Genomic DNA, 19,835 nt, shown 5'->3' with positions numbered 1-19,835 from the left:
AACGAAGGCCGCTATCTTCGAGGTGCTAGATCGAAAGAACGGCCCTTCGGGATGTCATGTTCCGGGGGGCTTTTCGTTTGGTTCGGCCGTTGCGTGCCTCCTTCCTGCCTGTTGTTGCCTCAGTCCTTCCCGCCGGTCTGGCCGCGCCAGCTGCGGTGAAGCTCTTCGATCCGGTCCAGAAGCCAATCGGCGAACGCCGCGCCCTCGCCGGACAGGTCGATCGACACGCGCCCCTTGCCGCGGCGCACCCGGCCGAGCGCCGCCCCCCCATCGCCGCGCAGATCCGCTTCGGCGCGGGGGCGGGCAGGGGGGCGGCCTGCGGCCTCGAACACGGCACGGAAGCGGGAATCGGAATCCGCCCCCTGCGCGGCAGCGATCATTTCGCCCGGATCGCGGCCGCGTAGCCGGGCGGCCAGCGCCAGCCAGCGGTCGCGCCCCGCCGAGGGCGCCGCCCCGATGGCGCGGATCAGGGCCTCGGGCAGGGAATCGGCCACGGTCAGCATGCGCGAGATCACGGTCTTGTCCGCATGCAGCGCCTCGCAGATCACCGCGCGGGGAAAGCCCCGGCTTTCCATGGCGCGGGCGAACATCGCCTTTTCGATGAAGCTCAGATCCTTGCGCGCGGCGTTTTCCTGGCCCTGGGCGACGATCAGCTCGCGGTCGGACAGGTTGCGCAGAAGCGCGCGCACCGGCAGGCCCAGACGGCGCAGCGCCGCCACCCGGCGGCGGCCATAGACCACCTCGTAGCGGCCTTCGTAGTTGGGGCTGTGGCGCAACAGCACCGGCACCTGCTGGCCATGCTGGCGGATGGAGTCGGCCAGGGCCGCAATTCCTGCCTCGTCCGCATCCAGCCGGTCGGGCAGGCCGGCATCGTCGATCAGGTCGGCCGGCACCTCGATCAGCGCCCGTTCCTTCAGATCGGCGATCGAGCGGCTGACCGCCCCGATCGCACCGCGCGTCAGCCGCGGGGCAGGGGAGGGGGGTGGAGCCTCGCCCTCGGCCGGACCTTCCATCAGCCCCTTCAGGAGATCCTTGCGCGCCATCACCGCCCCCTTTCCCGGCCCCAGGCCGACTGGATCAGACCCTCGATCTCGGCATTGACCGCGTTCAGGCTTTCCAGCGCCCGTTCGTAGGTCGAGCGCGTGAACTGGGCACGGTCCACCTCATACAGCGTCTGCTTGGTCAGCCCCGCATCCGAGATCGCGGTGGATTTCAGCATGGGGTGGTTCAGCACGTGTTCGCCGAACATCGACCGCATGAAGCTGACCATCTGGTTCTGCGGCCCGTCGCCGGGTTCGTGCCGCGTGATCAGATAGCGCAGCCAGTCATAGGACATGTCACCCCCCGCATCGGCCACCACCCCCAGCAGGTTCGAGGTCATCAGCAGGAACTGGCACATGCTCATCACATCCAGCATCTGCGGATGCACGGTGACCAGAACCGCCGTTGCGGCCGACAGCGCCGACATGGTCAGGAACCCCAGCTGCGGCGGACAGTCGATGACCACGACATCGTAGTCCGCCTCCACCTCGGCCAGCTTCTCGCCGATGCGGGTAAAGAACATCTGCCCCGACCGCGCGGCCAGGACACGGGGGGTTTCGTGTTCGAACTCCATCAGGTCGAGATTGCCGGGAATCACGTCAAGCCCGGTGAAATAGGTGCGCTGGATCACCTCGCGCAGGGGCAGGGGGTCGTCATAGCGGATCGCGTCATACAGCGTGCCGCCGTCCAGCAGGTCGAATTCCGGCTGGAACCCGTGCAGGGCCGAAAAGCTGGCCTGCGGGTCCAGGTCGATGCCCAGCACGCGGTAGCCATCCAGCGCCAGCTTCTGCGCCAGATGCGCCGCCGTGGTGGTCTTGCCCGATCCGCCCTTGAAGTTGATGACGGTGATGACCTGAAGGTGATCGCCCGCCCGCCGGCCGGGCAGATAGGTGCCGGGGGTCTTGGCGCCCTTCTCCAGAAGCTCGCGCAGGGCGCGGATGTCTTCGGCGGCATAAAGCCGCCGCCCGCCCGGCCCGGTTTCCGGCGCCGGGCCGCGGCCTTCCAGATGCAGCTTGCGCAGATAGGCGTCGGTCACCCCCAGAAGCTGCGCCACCTCGCCCGAGGTGAACTTGCGCAGCGCGCGCCGGGCATTCGGCGGAAAGAGTTGCTGACGATGCGCCTGAAGCCGTTCCGACAGCCGTCGCGCGTGGTCGCCCACCAGCCGATCGATCCGCTCTTGCCTGCCTGTCGCCATTGCTGCCCCGCCAGCCTTTTCAACGCACGCGCCAAGCTTGGCGGAAAGTTTCGTGTGTTACGCTGAAAGGCGTCTTGATCGTTGTTTGCCGTAATGAATGGCAGGGGCGCCCGAGTCGCGCAAGCGTTTTGTCATGATCTTGTGGCCCTTGCCCGTCTGGCCACAAGCCCAATGGCGTCAGGGCAGGGCGGGCAGGTCGCCCCGGCGGTGGCCTTCGACCATGCGGCGCAGGGGTTCGGGTTCCAGCACCTCGACGGCGTCGCCCCATTGGTAAAGGTGCCAGGCCATTTCCAGCCAGCCCCCGGCCTGAAACCGCACGGTCAGCGCGCCGTCGGGTTCGACGATGGTCTCCTGCCGGGGGTGGAACAGGAATTCCCGCGCGGTGGCAGCGGCCTGCGGGGCAAAACGCCAGACCACCGGGCCATATTCGGCCGGATCGTGATAGGATCCGAAGGCGCGGGCGGCATGGTCCTCCAGCCGGAAATCCGGGTCGCGGACAAAGCTGTCGGCCTCCAGCCTGGCCTCGGCGATCCGGTCCAGCCGGAAATGCCGCAGCCGGGCATCGCGCGCCAAGACATCGCGCGCCACCAGATAGCGGCGGGTGCCGAACAGCACGCCGTAAGGTTCGATCCGGCGGTCGGACAGGGCACCGTCGGCCCCGCGGTAGCGGATGGTCATGCGGTTCGGGGCCTTCAGCGCCTGGGCGATCAGGGGCAGCAGGGCCGGATCTCCCGGCACCACGGGGCCGGGGCGGCAGGCCCAGCCCTGCGCCTCGAGCAGGGCCTCGGCATCGGTCTCGGCGCGGCGGGCATGGGGGGCGGGCATGGACCCCAACAGCCGGTCGCGCAGGCTGGACAGCGCCGCCACGTCATGCGTCGCGCCATCGCGTTCGGCGCGCCTGATGGCCAGCCCCAGCGCCGCAAGCTCGCTGTCGCGCAGGCCGCGCGCGTGCAGCTGGCGCGGGTCGGCGCGCAGCCGCCAATAGCGGCGGCGCGCGTCATCGGTCAGCGTCTCGACCCCGTCGAAGGCGGCTTCCAGCGCCCGGGTCATGCGCTGCGCGGTGCGCCGATCCACGCCGAATTCGGCCTCGATCTCGGACAGCGACACGCCCATGTGCCGCGCCGCCGCCATCTCGGCCAGCCGCAGAAGATCAAGCGCCTTGGCAAAGGACATCGCAACCCCGACAGGTTCTGTCACCCCAGTCAGGCTAGCCATGAAGGCGCGGCCTGTCGATGCGATTCCGGTCTGTGACGAGTGACAGGGCAGGGGGTGCGCGGTGTCGTCACCCGGCAGGTCGCACCCGAAAAACCCATTGCGGACAAGAGCATGATAAGTCAATTTCCACCAAGAATTGCGGCTGGACGGCGATTGTTCCCGCATGAATTGATTTGGGACCGCATATGACACCGTTGTCAGCAATTCTTGAACGAAACGCGATTTCCCGGCCCGACGGCCGCCCCCTGCATGGCTATCGCCTGACCAATGAGGACTTGGCCGCGCTTCGACAGCCCTTGCGGACGCGGGTTGCAATTGAAGAACGCCTTGGCTCCACCGCGCAGGGCTTCGTGCTGTGGGCGGCCGAGCGGATCCGGCAAGACTGGCCGGGCGGATCGCTGACCTGGGACTTCGTTTATCAGGGGCTTGGCCTTGCGCCGCCCGACTATGGTTTCACCCGATGGCTGGTGGAAACCGGCCTCAAGGCATGGTGCCGGCCGCTGCGGCGCGGGGACGCGGGGCACCGCGAGTTCCTGTTTTCGCTCTTGGCCGAAGGCGGCCTGCCCGATGCGGCACTGGCCCAGGCAAACCGCTACCGGATGGTGCTGCTGGGGCTGATCGGCGCGCTTGAGGCCGAGGGGGCGCTGGCGGCGGCGGCAGCCGAGACGGCAGCCCTGCGTGCGGTGCAGGATCTGCCTCAGGTGCTGCGCGACGAAGGGCAGGCCCGGCTGATGGCGGATCTGGCGCTGGCGCTGATCGCCCTGCGCCAGGCCTTGCCCGAGGATCTGCCGGCCGAGACGGCGTTTGCCTGGCTGGATGCGCAGCGGCCGGACTGGCGCGCAACCTTGCCGCTGCGCCTGTCCGACCGGGCGCTGGAAACGATCGTCCGCCCGGCGCTGGCGGCGGCGCGGGTGCGTCCAAACCGGGGCGGCGCGCCGGTCCGGCGCCTGCTTCTGTGCGACGATGCCGGGCGCTGGCATGCTGCGGCCGAAATCTCCGAAGGCGCGATTGTGCCCCAGGCGCTCTTGCCGGCCGAGGCGCAGGGTCAGACCCTGCGGCTGATCGCGACCAGCGGCGCAAGTTTTCTGGCCCGCCCGGACGGGTCCGGTTGGCGGCTGACGCTGGTTGGCGGCACGGCACGGATGGCGCTGGATCCCTCAGTGCCGGTGGTCCTTTCGGCGCATTCCGACGGGCGGCCCCTGGGCGATGTGCTGCTGGATCCCGGCCTGCCCGCCCCGGACGAGGCGCCGGGCCTGTGGCATCCTGCCGACCGCACGGACGCTGAGCCCGAAGTTCTGGCTCCGCTGACGGGGCGGGCGCGCACACGGGCAGCGCAGATGTTCGTGCTGACACCGGATGACGTCAAACCCCGGGCGGGTGATGGCGTGACGTTGGGCGCCCCGGAACCGGGGCCAGGCGGACGGCTCTGGCCGCTGGCGGGGCGCGGGCATGTGCAGATCGGCAGCCAGACCATCGCGATCGAGACCGGGGCAGAGGCGGGCGCCGAACCGGCACGTCTGATGGCATCAGGGCCGTTGCTGCCCGGGCTGGCCTGTGCCGATGGAACCCGGGTGTTTCTGGGCACCCCCCGGATCTGGGCAGCCGAAGGCGACGGGCCGATGCGGCCCCTGTCCGGCGCGGCGTTGAACTTGCGCACCCTGCCGCGCCTTCTGGGCGGGCAGGTCGCGGAATGGGTCGAAGGCAGCGCGGTTCTGGCCCGGCTGCGGCTGATCGTGCTGCCAGCTTCGCTGCGGCTGACACTGCGCGAGATGGGTCCGGGTCGGCTGCGTCTGACTGCGGAGGGGCTGTCTCAGGGATGGCATCTGGCGCTGAACGCGGGGGGTGATGCGTCGGCGCAGGCCGTTGCCGATGCGCAGGGCCGGGCGGTGCTGGAGTTGGCCACGCAAGGCGCGCCGGGGCTGGTCGGGCTGCGCCTGTCCGATCCGGGCAAGGGCGCGGCGCTGGCGCTGACCGGGCTGTGGCCAGCACTGGAGCCGCGCCTGATCGACCCCGAGGGGCAGGTGCTGCGCCAGGATCGGCAGGTCGCTCTGGCCAACCTGTCCGGTTGGCGCGGGCATCTGCCGCCAGGCGCCGGCGCGGTTCTGATGCGCCTGGGGGGGCAGGGGGCCCAGGTGGGCCTTGCCGCCTCGGGCGAGGTCCGCCTGGCCACCCATGCGATGGTGCTGGGGCAGGCGCTGGCGCTGACGGGGGCGGACGGTCAGGTGAACCTGCGCCTGGCCTTGGGGGGTGAGACACCGCGCCTGTCAATCGCCCGCTACGACTGGTCCAGCGAAGAGGCGGGGCCGTTCCGCCATCTTGGGCCGGGCCGCACCCGGCTGTCAGCCGTGCTGCTGGACGATCCCGCCCGCACCGCCGCAACCGAGGCCGAGGGGCGCATCGACCTCGGGGCCTGGCTGGGGGAAGACGACGGACTTTGGTTCGTTCAGGGCAAGAATGACCGGCTGGGGGTCATGCGCCCCTTCGTCTGGGCCGCACGCCCGCAGCCCCACAGCACGCGCGAGGACCGGCTGGCGCGGTTCGCGGGCGATTGGCAGATGCTGCTGGACCGGCCCGAGGATCCGGGTTGGGAACGGCTGACGGGCCTGATCGCCGCGGTTCGTGCCGCCGGCGACTGCGGGGCCCTGGATCAGGTCCAGGCGCTGGCGCGGATTCCTGCGGCAGCCGTGGCGCTGCTGATGAACGCCGCGCGCGCAGGGCGCGCCGCCGCGCTGGCGCTGGAAAGCGAGGCTCCGATCTGGTGGCCGCTGTTGCCGGTCTCAGACTGGGCCAAAGGGCTGAAGGCCGCGCATGACCGGATCCGCGCGCGCCTGGCGGCAGCCGGGATCGAGGATGCACCGGACAGTGCCGCCCAGGCCATGGCCGGCGCCGCGGGCGAGATCGTCGCGCTTCGCCCCGAACTGGCCGCGCATCTTGGCGCGGCGCTGCGGATCGCCGGCCTGCCGCCAGAGGCCCGCGACGCGCAAGGCACTGCCTCAACCCTCTTGCCGCCCCCGCCTGCGGCCAAAGTTCTTCTGGACGGTGCCGGACAAGAGGCCGCGCGCCGGTTCGTTACCCTGCCGCAGGGGGTCGATGGGCTTCGCGCCAGCATCCTGCGGCCGATCTCGGTCAGCGACGGGCGAATGGACGCCCTGCTGCATGCACCGCTGGTCGCGGCCGAGACAGCCGCCGGGCTGCGCCCGCCCCCGGCTGCGCCCGACATCCTGCGCCTGATCGCGCTGCGTGCCGCCGATCCGGCCTGGTTCGACGCCGCTTTGCCCTGTGCGCTGACCCTTGCCATGAACGAGACCGCCCGATGACCGATCATGCCGCATCCAATCTGCTGCCGGCGCTGGCGCGGCAGACCCGCAGTTCGGCCATGGGCATGACGGCGCGGGCGCGGCTGGCCTCGCCGGGGCTTAACCAGTGGCTCGCCCGCGAGCTGGCGAAAGACCCCGGCACGGCAGGGGCGCTGATCGCCGATCCGGTGATCGAGATCGCCCGCGCCTGGAAACCTGCCGATTGCCCGCTGTCGGCGCTGGCCCCGGGGCTTTTGTCGCCCGATCTGGTGGCGGCGCTGGATGGGACCGCCACGTCGCGGATGCCCGCCGACCGGCCGCCCTATGCCCACCAGCTTGCCGCCTGGCAGGCAACGCTGGGGCAGGGGAAATCCGCGCTGATCACCGCCGGCACCGGCGCGGGCAAGACCGAATGCTTTCTGATCCCGGTCCTTCAGGACGCGCTGGCCCATCCCCGCCCCGGCGGCGGGGTGCGGGCGATTCTGCTCTATCCGCTCAACGCCCTGATCGAAAGCCAGCGCGACCGGCTGCGCGCTTGGGTCGAGGGGCTGGGGGGCCGGGTGCGCTTTGCCCTGCTGAACGGCGACACGCCCGAAACCGAACGCCAGGCCACCATCCGGTCGGACATGGTGGAACTGCGTTCGCGCCAGGCGATCCGCGAACGTCCGCCCGAGATTCTGGTGACCAACATCACCATGCTGGAATACCTGCTTCTGCGCAGCACCGACCGGCCGATCCTTCAGGCCAGCCAGGGGGCGCTGCGCTGGGTCGTGCTGGACGAGGCGCATACCTACGCCGGCAGCCAGGCGGCCGAGATGGCGCTTCTGCTGCGCCGGGTGCGGGCGGCCTTCGGTGTGACGCCGGGGGACGTGCGGCTGATCGCCACCTCGGCCACCATCGGGGGCGAGGAGCGGACGGCCGAAAAGCTGGCGGCCTTCGCGGCGGCGCTGGCCGGGCAGGGGCAGGACCAGGTGGCGGTGATCGAGGGGCAGGAGCGCATACCCGATCTGCCCCCGGCCGCGCCGGACGGGCCGCTTTTGCCGGATGCAGCGCCCGAGGTGCTGGCCGCCCATCCGCGGGTGCAGGCCCTGCGCCGGGCCCTGTCCGATGCGGGCCGCCCGCTGGGCGAGGTGGCGCGAATCCTGACCGGTGAACCGGGCCAGCGCGAAGCGGCGGCCCGGCTGTTGGACCGGTTGGGCACGGCAGAATGGCAGGGGCGGCCGCTCATGCCGTGGCGGGCGCATCTTTTCCACCGCGCGCAAGGCGGGCTCTGGGCCTGTGCCGATCCGGCCTGCCCGCACCGCGCGCCCGAACTTGCCGCCGATGGCGCTGGCTGGCCCTTCGGCGCCCTGCGCCTGTCCCCCCGCGCCACCTGCGCCTGTGGGGCCCAGGTCTATGAGGTCGTGGCCTGCAACGAGTGCGGCAGCGTCCATCTTCAGGGGCAGGCCCTGCGCGGCGCGCAGCTGCGCCTTCTGCCCCCCGAGCCGGGCGAGGGCGACGATTTCGCGCTGGACCAGGACCCGGACGACGAAGCCACCCCCGCCGCCCCGGTCGGCGTCGCCTGGCTGGCTGCGCCGGGGCAGGGGGGCGGCCTGCCGGGCTGGCTGGGGGCCGATGGCCTGTGGTTCGACAATGCCCCGCCGACAGGCACCCGGGCGGTCGCGGCACGGCTGCTTCAGACCGCGGACGAACGCGCCTGTTGCGCCCGTGCCGGGCAGGCGGGGCTGACCGGCTTCCGCTTCGGCCCGGCCTTCCTGATGGGCAACGGCCTGGCCGGTCTGCTTGATGATCTGGCCCCGCCCGACGGACGGCCCGGCCTGCCGGCAGGCGGGCGCCGCGCGATCAGCTTTTCCGACAGCCGGCAGGGTGTGGCGCGCCTGGCCGCCAAGCTGCAACAGGGGGCCGAGCGCGACCTGACCCGCGCCTTCCTGTGGCATGCCGTGCAGGAGGATCGCGGCGGGGCCGACCCGTCCGAGATCGGAAAGCTGCGCGAGAAGATCGCAAGGATGGAAGCCGCCGGCCTGGGCGATCTTGCCGATGAGGATCGCAAGCGCCTGGCCGAACTCACCGGCGCCACCGCCGCGCCGATCCCCTGGGGCGAACTGGTCCAGGGTCTGGCCAGCCACGAGGATCTGCGCAGCTTTGCCGGCGAGATCTGGAAGGGCCGCAGCCTGGGGGCGGGTCTTGCGGACGATCCCGCGAAGCTGGCCGAAATGTTTCTTTATCAGGAACTGTTCCGCCGCCCGCGGGTGCAGAACAACCCCGAGACCCTGGGCCTCTTGCGCCTGACCTTTCCCGCGATGGAAGAACGCGCGCGCCTGTCCGGCCCGCCCGCGCCGCTGCGCGAGGCCGGCATCGACGCCGAAGGATGGGCGGGCCTTGCACAGGCGGCGGTGGATCTGGTGTTCCGCCAGAACCTCGCGGTGGACATGACCCCGGCCTTCGTGCGGCTGGTCGCGCCGCGCTATGGCGTTCTGAACGCGGTCATGCCCGCAGGCACCCGCAGCGAGGACATGCCCGCGAACAGCCGCCGCTGGCCGGGTGTGCGGGCGGTGAACGGTCGCCTGCCGCGTCTGACCGAACTGGTCTATACCCTGACCGGCGGCAGCCCCGACAGCCGCATCGACCAGGACCGCGCGGGCGAGGTGCTGGATGCGCTCTGGCAGCTCATCGCCGGCACGGCGGCGCGCGATACCGGCGCGGGGGCCTGGCGGCTGGACTTCGGCCGCGCGGCGGTGGCGCGTCTGGACCGCGCCTTCCTCTGCCCCGTCACCCGGCGGCCCCATGCCTACAGCCTGTCGGGCCGCAGCCCCAACGACCCGGCCCGCACAATGCAGCCCGTGACCCTGCCGCGCCTGCCCATGGCCAATCGCGGCGGTCTGACGCGCGATCAGGCGGCCGGGGTCGCGCAATGGTGCCAGACCGACCCGGGCGTGGCGGCCATGCGCGCCCGCGGCCTCTGGACCGATCTGCACGACCGGCTGGCCGCCTTTCCACCATACATCCGCGCACAGGAACATTCCGCCCAGATCCCGCGCCCCACGCTGCAACGCTATGAACAGGCCTTTGCCGAGGGGCGGATCAACCTGCTGAACTGCTCAACCACCATGGAGATGGGGGTGGACCTGGCCGATGTGCGGCTGGTGGTCAACGCCAATGTGCCGCCCTCGCTGGCCAGTTACCGCCAGCGCGCGGGCCGGGCCGGCCGGCGCGGCGAGCCTTTTGCCTTTACCATGACCTTCTGCCGCGACCTGCCGCTGGACCGGCGGGCTTTCGACAATCCCGCAGCCTGGCTTGGCCGGCCCATCGTGGCCCCGCGCGTCTGGTTCGACAGCCCGGCGCTGGTGCGCCGCCACGTCAACGCGGCAATCCTGACCGCCTGGCTGGCAGCGCGGGGCGGCACCGATGTGACCGGCTCGATCGGCGCCTTCCTGGGCGCGGGGCAGGACGCGGACAATCCGGTCGTGGCGGGTGCCCCCGCCGATGCCTTCCTGGCCGACCTCGATGCCGGCTGGGTCGAGGGGCTGGACGGGCCGCTGCGCGACCTGCTGGCGGGCACGGTGCTGGCGGGGCAGGGGGCCGGGGCGCTTGGCGCGCAGACCCGCGCCGCCTTCGAGGCGCTGGTGGCCGGCTGGCGGCGCGAACATCTGACGCTGCTTCAGGCCGCCGCCGCAGCCCCCGACCGCGAGGCCCGGCAGGCGCAAGAGCTGCGCGCCAAACGCCTGGCCGGCGAATTCCTGCTGGGCGAACTGGCCCGCCGGGGCTTTACCCCCGCCTATGGCTTTCCGACCGATGTCGTCACCTTCCAGAACCTGCGCCACCGGTCCGCCGACGCGGGGCAGGGGGAAAGCCGCTTCGTGCGGGGCACGGCCTCGCGCGCGCTGGATCAGGCGCTGCGCGAATATGCGCCGGGGGCGGAACTGGTCATCGACGGGCTGGTGCATCGCGCCTCCGGCATCCTGCCCGCATGGGAGGCGGGGGCGGATGCCTCGGGGCTCGAGGATCTGCGCAGCCTGTGGTCCTGCCCGGCCTGCCGCGCCTTCGACTGGGCGCCGACCGCGCCGGACAGCTGCCCGCGCTGCGGGCAGGCGCCGCTCGACATCCGCCGCTGCCTGCGCCCGGCGGGGTTTCTGGGCGACGAACCCGCCCATGTGGGCTATGAGAACCTGTCGCATGTCACCGCCGATCCGCCGCGCCTGTCGGCCCACGGCGGCGACTGGGTGGCGCTGGCCGAAGGCGCGGGGCGGATGCGCGCCGATCCCGAAGGCCGCCTTGCGGTGACGACTGCGGGTCCGCAAGGCGGCGGCTTTGCCGTCTGTCTGGATTGCGGGCGCGCCCATCCGATGGAGACCCCGCCGCCCGGACTGCCCGCCGTCCTGCCCGATGCGATGCGCAAGCATCATGCCCTGTTGCTGCGCCGCGGGCTTTCGCGCACGCGCGACGGGTATTGCCCGGCCTCGGACAATCCTGCGCGCATCCAGCGCAACCTGCATCTGGCGCAGGTCACGCGCACCGATGTCTGGGAATGGCAGCTTCCCGCGACCTGCGGCGAGATTACCGTCACCGAACCCGCTGCACGCGCCCTGGCCGCCGCCCTGCGCGAGGCGCTGGCCGAACGGCTGGGGGTGGAACCGGCCGAAATCGTGCCCTCGGCCGCGTCTTCGGTCGGTCCCACTGGTGAGGCCGGGCTGTCGGCCTTCCTGCATGACCGGGCCGCCGGCGGGGCGGGGCTTTCGGCCCGGATGGCCGAGCCCGAGATGCTGGCCGCCGGCGTGACGCGCGCGGCAGAGCTGCTCGACTGCCCCGAAGCCTGCCGCCGCGGCTGCCCGGCCTGCATCCTGCGCCCCGATCTGAACAGCCGCGATCTGGTGCTGGACCGCGCCGGTGCCCTGTCGTTGGCGCTTGCCCTGCGCGACCGGCTGGCCCTGCCGCCCGAACTGCTGGTCTTCGGACCGGCCACACAGCTGGCGGGCCGCCCCGCGGCGGCACTGATCGCCGATCGCCTGCGCCGAGGGCAGCTTCGCGGCCTCGACCTCTGGCTGCACGGCGATCCGGGCGGCTGGGATCTGTCGGGCTGGCCCTTGCGCCGCCTGCTGCCCCGTCTGGAAGAGGCCGGCATCCGCCCCCGGGTGGGCATCCTGGCTTCCGCGTTGACCTCGGCCGGGCTGACGTTGCCGGTGAAACTTGCGCTGCACGCTCTGGCACGCACCGCCGATCTCCACCGGGCCGAGGCTTTGCCGCAGGCCGGCGGGGCGATGGTGCTGTGCCATCTCCATGGGCCGTCGGATGGCCAGGCGCTGGCCGTCACCACTCAGGCCGAGGCTGCGCCCGGCCCGGGCTGGGGGCAGGGGGCCGCCGCCCCGGCGCTGATCGGGCCGGCCACGGCCCCGGCCATGGGCAACCGGCTGTCGGCCGACCGGCTGATCGAGCTGGGCATGGGGAACGCCCGTCTGCTCTGGCACGAGGCGGCGCTGGACGGACCGGCCAAGGGCTTCGGCCGGCGCTTCTGGGACTGGCTTGCCCGCGAAGCCCCGCTCGAGGTCGGCGCGATGCGCAGCGCGGGCGTGGCGCGGTTGCACTACTCGGACCGCTACCTCTTGCAGGCGTATCTGCTGCGGCTGCTGGCCGAGCTGATGCAGGCCGCACCGGGGGCGCAAGGGGCCGCACTTGCAGTGGATCTGGCCCGCGACGAGCGTCCGCCGCCCGATCCGCGCCTCATGCACCACAATTTCCCCGGCGACGCGCTGCGGCGGGAGGTTCTGCGCCATCTGCTTCCCGGGGCCAGCATCGAGCTGCGCGCCAAGGCAGACATGCCGCATTTCCGGCGACTCTCGGTCTGGCTGAAAGACGGGCGGCGGCTGGACATTCTTCTGGATCAGGGGCTTGGCGCGTGGTCGGCCGCAGGATCGCAGCGCCACGATTTTTCCGCCTCCGCCGCCGCGCAGGCCCGGGCCCTGTCGTCCACGGCCTTCGAGGTGCAGGCCGGCCGCGCCGCCACCCCCATCGCCCTTCAGATGCATCAGGCCACATCATGACCGATCAGACCCCGGACGAAGATTTCCTGCCGCTGCCGCCTGATTTCCTGCGCGAGCATTTCCCGGTCGCCCCCAGCCTGCGGCGAGAGAACCGGGAAGTTTTCGCCGCATTCCTGAATGCGGACCGGCTGAAGGACGACGCGGCCTTCTACGCGGCCCTGGCCCGGATGGTCACCTGTGAAGAGGGCGTCGAGGCCCTGCGCACCTATGACCGCCGGATGAAGGCGAAAGGTGATGATAAGAAGGCCTTCGCCCTTCGCGCCCTGCGCTGGCTTTGCAATCAGAACCCAGGGCTGGACCCCTCTGCCATACTGAAGCGCGACCCCGAGGAGCTGCCCCCGCTGTCCGAGGAGCGCGCGGTTCAGGCACTGTTCCTGCGGCTCGCCGCGCCTGCCGGGGCCAAGGCGAACGACAAGGACGCATCGCCTGATGGGGCCGCGCCCCGCGTCGCCCTGTCCGAGCCGGACTGGAGGACGCTGGCCCGCGCCCTGGCCGCAACGGCCGCCGCCCTCGACCATCCCGACGCGACCGCCGCCGAGCGCATCCTGGCGATGGCCGAACAGCTTGCCGCCGCCTGCCGCACTGCCGCCGAGGCCGCGGCGGCGACCGAAGCCCTGGCCCGCCGGGCCGAAGCCCTGCGCGGCCGCCTGACTTCGGCCGCTCCCGCCATGGCCGAAGCCTGGCCGGCAGAGATCGATGGTGCCTTCCTCGATGCCGTGGAAGCCAGCCTCGACGCGCTCGAGACCGCCATCGCCAGGGAAAACCTGGCCGAGGACCGGCGCCAGACGCTGGATGAACAGGCACGAGCCGCCCATGAAGCTGGCGATCTGGATGAGGAAGAGGATCTGATCCCGCGACGGCGCGCGGCGCGAGCCGAGTGCGAGGCTGCGAAGGCCGCAGTCTTGGGCGCAATGCAGGGGCTGGAAACCCTTCTTCAAGGAACGCGGATGCCTCCGCCCAAGCAAGACGACACGGAAGATGAGGCCCTGACCGAGGGCACGTCGAAGCCCTCGGACGGCACGACCGATCCAGAGATGCCGGCTGGCACCGAGCCCCAACCCGAGCAGGAGATCAACGATCCCCAGCCGGAAGAAACCGACGCGGCAAAGAGCGGCGCGACCGCCTCTTCCGAAACGTCCTCCGCCTCGGATGATGGCGTGCCGCCGTCCCAGGCCCCGCAGAGCGGCGCGACCACCGAGCCAGAGGATGCACACACCCCGCCGTCGGATGACGGGCCCAAGGCACCCCAGATTCCCGACGGTCTTTCCGATGCAGCCCTTCTTCACTGGCTGCATGCGGGCGAAATCGCGCTGGCCTATCACGCTGCGCGCCTGGCCGAACAGCAAGGTGCACGGGCCGCTCTGCCCCCGGCGGTGCTGCGCGGGCTTGCCCTTCTGCGCGACATCCGGCGTGCCGAGGACATGGCCGACCCGGCGCGCACCGGTGCCATGGCCGAGATGATGGGGGCGCTGGACGGGGCGCCGCCCGTTGCCGCGAGGGTGGCCTTTGCCGCCCTGCTGCGCCCCGCGCTGTTCGATCCCGACCACGGGGCCCGCGCGCATCTGCGCAGCTTGTCGGCCGACGAGGCCTTGGCCCCCTATGCCGCAGTGATCGACGCGCTTGGCGCGCTTGGCCACGAGGTGCGCCTGTCTGTCCGCCGTCTGGCGGAACTGGGCGGCCGGCAGGTGGGGCCGGCGGCTCCGCAGGCTCTTGAGGCCCTGCGTCACTGGTGGACTGACGCCCAGAAACGCAAGTGCATGCATCAGCCGACCTACCGCATCCTGCATGAAGACCTGCACCCGAGCGGCCACATCGGCCGGATCATTCAGGCGGTGCTGGCCGGTGCGCCGAATGCCGAGGACGAGGCACGCAGTTTCATCGAATCGCTGCGCGACGACCGCGCGGCACAGGAAGCCTTCGTGGAAGAGGCCGAGCGGCGCAATGGCCGCCCCCGGCGCGACCGGATCGAAGGCATGGCCCTGACCTGGTTCTGCGAGCGTCTGCAAGAGGCCTGCGACCATCTTTCCTACTGGCTGGAGGCCCGGGCACAGGATAGGGCCACCCCCGGCGACAGCCAGCGCCAGCGGCTGCTGGCGGCGCTGGGGCCCTTGCGCAAGGCAATGCAGCAGCGCCAGGCCGCAGACCCCGCACTGTCGTCCGGGGAACCGGACCTCGACGCCGCCATCACTGCGCTGGTGAACCGCGAACTTGACGCGCTGGACCGGCTTCTGTCCGGCGAAGTGTCGTCCGGTCTGCTGCCTGCTCCGGAAGAGGCGCTGGAAGGCCCGCTGCTGCGCCTGCCGGGCGGCTGTCAGGACTGGACCGGAGGCGACCCGGCACTGGACAAGGAACGTGATGCCCGTGACTGCCGCCTCACTGAGGCGCTGGCCGATCCGGCTGCGCTGTCGCCGGACTGGGATGCCGCCCTGTCCGCGCGCCGTTCCGAAGGCGCGATCCTGGCGGCGCGGGCGGTGCTGCGGCGGCTCGAGGCCGCCGGGCTGAGCGAGTCAGAGGCTACGGTACGCCAGCAGGAGATCGACGAAGCCCTGACGTCGTCACGCCAGGTCGCGCTGGAGCGGGTGGAGCGACTGCACCAGTCCTTTGCCACGCTGGCATACCTCGATCTGGACCAGACCGAGGCCAACCGCGGGCGTCTGGCCCAGCTGGCGGCCATTGCCGAGGCACTCCGCGCCGATCCCGACGGCGATCATGTGGCGCTGCCCGCCGGCAATGGCCTGCGCGACAGTCTGGTCCCGCCCGACTTCCCCGAACTGCAAGCCTGTCTGGCCAGGCTAGAGGACCAGCGCGACCAGATGCGCGTGGCGGTGGTCGAACGGCAGCGGCAGGCCCTGATCGAACTTTGCACCCGCCCCGACGCCGGGGGGGCGCGCGCGATCCTTGAGCGGCTGGACCAGCTGGACCCGGTGACGGTGGACGACGCCATCGCCGATCTGCAGGCTGGCCGCCCGGTGCACCTGCCCGAGGCAGAGGCCCCGGATCTTTTCGAGGATTTCTTTCCCTCCTTCGTTCGCGCCGTTGAACTGGGCGGGGCAAACCTTGGGCGGGGCCAGATCCAGACGGCGATGACCAACGCGCAGGACCTGGGTCCGCTGGCTCTGGCGGCGCTGGACAGCCAGACGCGCAAGCGCGGCCAGCAGCTGGTGGAACACTGGAGCAGCGCAGAAAATGCCCTGCGTCAAAGCCAGCCCGACCGCCTGCGCGACGTCCTGGAACGGCTGTTCGGTCTGATCGGGCTGACCGGCATCGAGATCAAGCCCGGACGCGAAGCAATACAGGGCAGGCTGCGGGGGCTTGCGATGGCCGCCGATGTGCCGCTTGTTTCAGACTGGTTCCTGCCCCCCGCCTTTGGCAGCGAGAGCGGCGGCAGGTTCCGCCTGCTGGCGGCGCGTGACGACGTGACCACTGAACAGATTCTGCGCGAGATCGGGGCAGAAGCCCCCGACGACGCCTGGATCGTGGTCCAGTTCCGCCGGCTGGGCGAAGACGACCGGCGCACGCTTGCCCGGCGCTGCCGCGACGACGCCCGGCGGGTGCTGATGCTGGACGAAACCCTGCTGTTGTTCCTGGCCAGCCGCAGCGAAGACCCCCTGCGCGCCTTCTTCGCCTGCACGCTGCCCTTCGCCTGGGTGCAGCCCTATGTGGTCGGCGCGGGGCCGATCCCGCGCGAAGTCTTTTTCGGCCGGCAGGAAGAGATACGGCGCATCGTCGCGCGCGAGGCCGGGGGTTGCCTGATCTACGGCGGGCGCCAGCTGGGAAAATCGGCACTGTTGCACCATATCCGCCGCGAACGACACCGGCCCGACCGGGGCGAGGTGGCCATCTATCTTGACATCAAGCCCATGGGCGGCCTTGGCAATCCGGCCGAGCGGATCTGGGACGAGCTTCACCATGCCCTCCGCCGCGAGGCCGGGCTGTCGTCCGATGGCAGCGGGCATCAGCCGGTTCTTCAGGCGATCCGCCAGTGGCTTGACGGCGGACCGGACCGGCGCGTTCTGGTGATGCTGGACGAAGCCGACAACTTCCTTCGCGCCGAACATGGCGCGGGCTACCCGAACCTTCTGCCGCTCAAGTCGCTGATGGAAGAAACAGGGCGACGCTTCAAGGTGGTCTTTGCGGGCCTGCACAACGTGCGCCGCATGGCGCGCGCGCCCAACTCGCCCTTGCCGCATCTGGGCGACCCCATCTGCATAGGGCCGATGAACCAGACCGAGGCCAACCGCCTTGCACTGCGCCGCCTCGCGCTCGAGCCGCTGCGCACCGCGGGGCTCGACTTCGCCGATCCGGCGCTGGCCTGGGACATGCTGGCACGCATGAACCATTATCCTTCGCTTGTGCAGATATTCGGCCATCAGGTGGTGCACCGGCTGGGCAGGCGTCTGGACAGGCGCAGCGGGCCGCGCTGGAAACTCAGCCGCGAGATGCTGTTCGAGGGCAGCACCGCCGAGGCCATCTCGGTCCAGATCCGGGATCGTTTCCAGCTGACGCTGAACCTGGACCTGCGCTACGAACTCTTTGCCAAGTCAATTGCCCATTATCGCCTGGACAACGCCGGCGGCCAGGATCGCGTGCTGTCCGCTGGCCTGACGGCGGCCGAAATTCGCGACAAAGCCCTTGATTTCTGGCCGAAGGGCCTGGCCAAGCCATCGCTCAGCGACTGCGAAGAGATCCTGTCCGAAATGGTGGATCTCGGCGTCCTGGCCGAACTGGCGCCTAGGCGTTTCGGTTTGCGCAACGCACAGGTTGCCCAGATGCTGGGCGACCGCGAGCGGCTGGAAACCGAGCTTCTTCAGCTTGCAGACCGCGAGGACGACCCGGCCTATGACGCGGGCAGTTTCCATGCCTGCTTGCGGCCGCTTCGGCCAAAGGATCGGTCACCGCTGTCCGATCGCCAGTTGCAGCAGGTGTTCGGACCTGAAGGGGGGCGCCTGACCTTGATCGTGGCACCCGACTACATCGTAGGGCCGGAAGCGGGGCAGCGGCTGCTCGCCGCAGCGGCGCTGTTCGATGCCCCCGCCGAGTTGATCGGCGCCGAGGATGCCGCCCTGCGCCGTGCGCTGGAGTCGGAAGGCGTGTTCATCGTGTCGGGCGCCTGGTCCGCCGACCGCGCGCAGCGTGTGGTGAACCGGCTAGGCGAACGCGGCGCGCGCACGCGCATCCTGTGGCTGGTGCAAGCGGATCCCGCGGAGATGTCCGATTTGCCGCGCGTTCATGCAAGGCCATGGGACGAGAACATGCTGCGGCTCTGGCTGGCCGAGGAGGGACATGCACCCACGCTGGATGACCGTGAGACGCGCGCCGCCATCATCGCTGCCACCGGAGGGGTGCCGGCACGGCTGATGGCCCTGCGAAGCGAGCTTGCGGATCTTGCACCCCTAGCGCTCAACGAACGGCAGGGGCGCTTGGGTTCCTGGGCCCGCAGCCAACCTTCCATCGCCGAGGCGGCAGGCCTGTCGGAACAGGATCGGGCCGTTCTGCGTTTCCTGGTCGAGGACGGCGCCGCCCTGGAGTGGGCCGAAGAGCTTGCGGAATTCTGCCCCGAAGCCGATCAACCCCGACTGACAAGGCTGATCGCCGGGGGCTGGCTGCAGGTGGCCGACCGACCGGGTTCGGTGCCCCGACCGACGGATCTGGGACGGCTGGCTGCGGCATGACGGCCCAGGCAAGCCCCTGGGATCTGCCCGGGCTGGACGGATGGCTGGAAGATCTGTCGGAACAGTTGAGGCGCGGGCTTCTGTTGCTTCCGCCGATGGCCGTTGCGCCCATAGGCCTGGTTGACGCCCTTGTCGCGCGCTGTCGGGGCCTGCACGACTGCGGCGAGATCCGTTGCGATGCCAGGGATTGCCGGCAACCCGCGGCCATCCTGGCCGAGCCACTGGGCTGCACTCCGACGCTCGATGCCCTTGCATCACCGGCCTGCGACCAGCAATTGGTGATCCTGCGCCTTGCTGACGGCTTGCCCGCGCAGGGCAAGTCCTGGCTGACCTTCCTACGCCGCCTTGCACAGGCGCGCCGGGAAAAACCCGGCCTGTGCGTCCTGGTGCCGGATGCGCCTGCAGCGCTGTGCGGCCAGGACCTGCCCTGCGCCGAAGACTGGCGCTACAGCCTCAGCCGCGGCGACCGGGTGATCTGGGCCGAAGAACACCTGCCGCGCGGCCGCAGCGGCCTTGCCGCGGAACTGGCCGTGGCCCTGGCGGTCGAACTTTGCGGCTGGCGCCTGGATCTGGCCGCCGAGCTTGCGCGTGCAAGTGTAGAGGATCTGATCCGCCCGCTGGACTGGCTGGCGCGACGCGGAAGCGATAGTGCGGCAGAAACAGGCAAGGGGGACGCCTGCCCGCTGGCCCTTTATCGGGGGGGCGACAGCGCACAGCTTCGCCGGCGGGTATGGCGGGCGCATTTGTTCACATTCTTCCCGAGGCTCGAGGAACAGCGCCTTGATTTCATCGACCGTTACCGAAAGAGGCTGCGAGTTGACGAACATCTTCGCTCGCTTGGCGTGACCTCGGTCGATGACATCGAACTGGGCGCACTGCGGCATCAGTTGCGCGGCGCGCTGGATCGAGGCGACGCCGACCGGCTGGAAGCCCTGGCGCGCCTGCGCAACCGGCTGGCGCATCGTCAGCCGGGCGACCCGGAGGATTGCCGGACGGTGCTCGCCATCAAGGATCCGTAGCAGCGACATGGTATCGGCTGACTAGGATGACATAACAATCCTTATCAGACATCTAGCGGCCTGATCCTTCCCCGCCCGTCCAGCGGGTTGCGGCCGTCTGCGCCGCATGTGTGCAAAGGCGGCTCAGCCTCCTGAAACCCTGGCAGGTCAAGGCCGTCGGCAAGCCGACTGCGCAACAAGTCTTTCGGCATGGGGATGCTTTCAGCCCCGGCCGGTCGGGGCGGACGAGGCCTCCTCTCCCCACTCTTGCCGGGCAGGCGGTTTCGGCCTTCGGCGCACTGAACGCGATGGCCCACAAGCCGGACTTCAACAGCTGAGGCAGTGGTCCGGGTGGCGAAGGTGCATTATTTGCCCTGGCCGAT

General features: G+C 70.7%; 7 protein-coding genes. 4 read left to right on the top strand and 3 right to left on the bottom strand.

Annotated elements, in window-relative coordinates; all coding sequences use genetic code 11:
• Positions 1-119: 119 nt before the first annotated feature.
• The 3 genes from repB to EZM81_RS16150 all read right to left on the bottom strand — a co-directional run bounded on the left by repB (position 120) and on the right by EZM81_RS16150 (position 3,451).
• Entirely contained in the window at positions 120-1,043 is a 924-nt protein-coding gene (repB, locus tag EZM81_RS16160; RefSeq protein WP_136646422.1) for a plasmid partitioning protein RepB, read from the bottom strand.
• The gene (gene repA / locus EZM81_RS16155; RefSeq protein ID WP_136646421.1) at positions 1,043-2,236 is read right to left on the bottom strand and encodes a plasmid partitioning protein RepA; all 1,194 of its coding nucleotides are present in this window, start codon (positions 2,234-2,236) and stop codon (positions 1,043-1,045) included. Before repA ends, repB begins: the two co-directional genes overlap by 1 nt.
• Positions 2,237-2,413: 177 nt before the next feature.
• Positions 2,414-3,451, bottom strand: a complete 1,038-nt coding sequence (locus EZM81_RS16150) for a YafY family protein (RefSeq protein ID WP_248298249.1) — start codon at positions 3,449-3,451, stop codon at positions 2,414-2,416.
• Between the two features lie 185 nt (positions 3,452-3,636).
• Here EZM81_RS16150 and EZM81_RS16145 point away from each other — a divergent pair, with 185 nt between their 5' ends.
• From EZM81_RS16145 to EZM81_RS16130, 4 genes are read left to right on the top strand one after another with little or no spacing between them, the layout of a single operon-like run.
• A complete protein-coding gene (locus EZM81_RS16145; RefSeq protein WP_211195430.1) occupies positions 3,637-6,768 on the top strand; it encodes an STY4851/ECs_5259 family protein in 3,132 nt (1,043 codons plus the stop codon).
• Positions 6,765-12,782, top strand: a complete 6,018-nt coding sequence (locus tag EZM81_RS16140) for a DEAD/DEAH box helicase (RefSeq protein ID WP_136646419.1) — start codon at positions 6,765-6,767, stop codon at positions 12,780-12,782. Before EZM81_RS16145 ends, EZM81_RS16140 begins: the two co-directional genes overlap by 4 nt.
• Positions 12,779-18,454 carry an ATP-binding protein gene (locus tag EZM81_RS16135; RefSeq protein WP_136646418.1) on the top strand — a complete coding sequence of 1,892 codons (5,676 nt, stop codon included), beginning with the start codon at positions 12,779-12,781 and terminating at the stop codon, positions 18,452-18,454. Before EZM81_RS16140 ends, EZM81_RS16135 begins: the two co-directional genes overlap by 4 nt.
• Positions 18,451-19,473 (top strand): hypothetical protein, encoded by a 1,023-nt coding sequence (locus EZM81_RS16130; protein WP_136646417.1) that lies wholly within the window; start codon positions 18,451-18,453, stop codon positions 19,471-19,473. The genes EZM81_RS16135 and EZM81_RS16130 overlap by 4 nt, the downstream gene beginning before the upstream one ends.
• Positions 19,474-19,835: the final 362 nt, after the last annotated feature.

It is taken from the genome of Tabrizicola sp. YIM 78059, assembly GCF_004959785.1.
Taxonomy (GTDB): Bacteria; Pseudomonadota; Alphaproteobacteria; order Rhodobacterales; family Rhodobacteraceae; genus Tabrizicola; species Tabrizicola caldifontis.
Note: the sequence above shows the minus strand (reverse complement) of the source record. Positions and strands in the feature narration are given on the sequence as shown.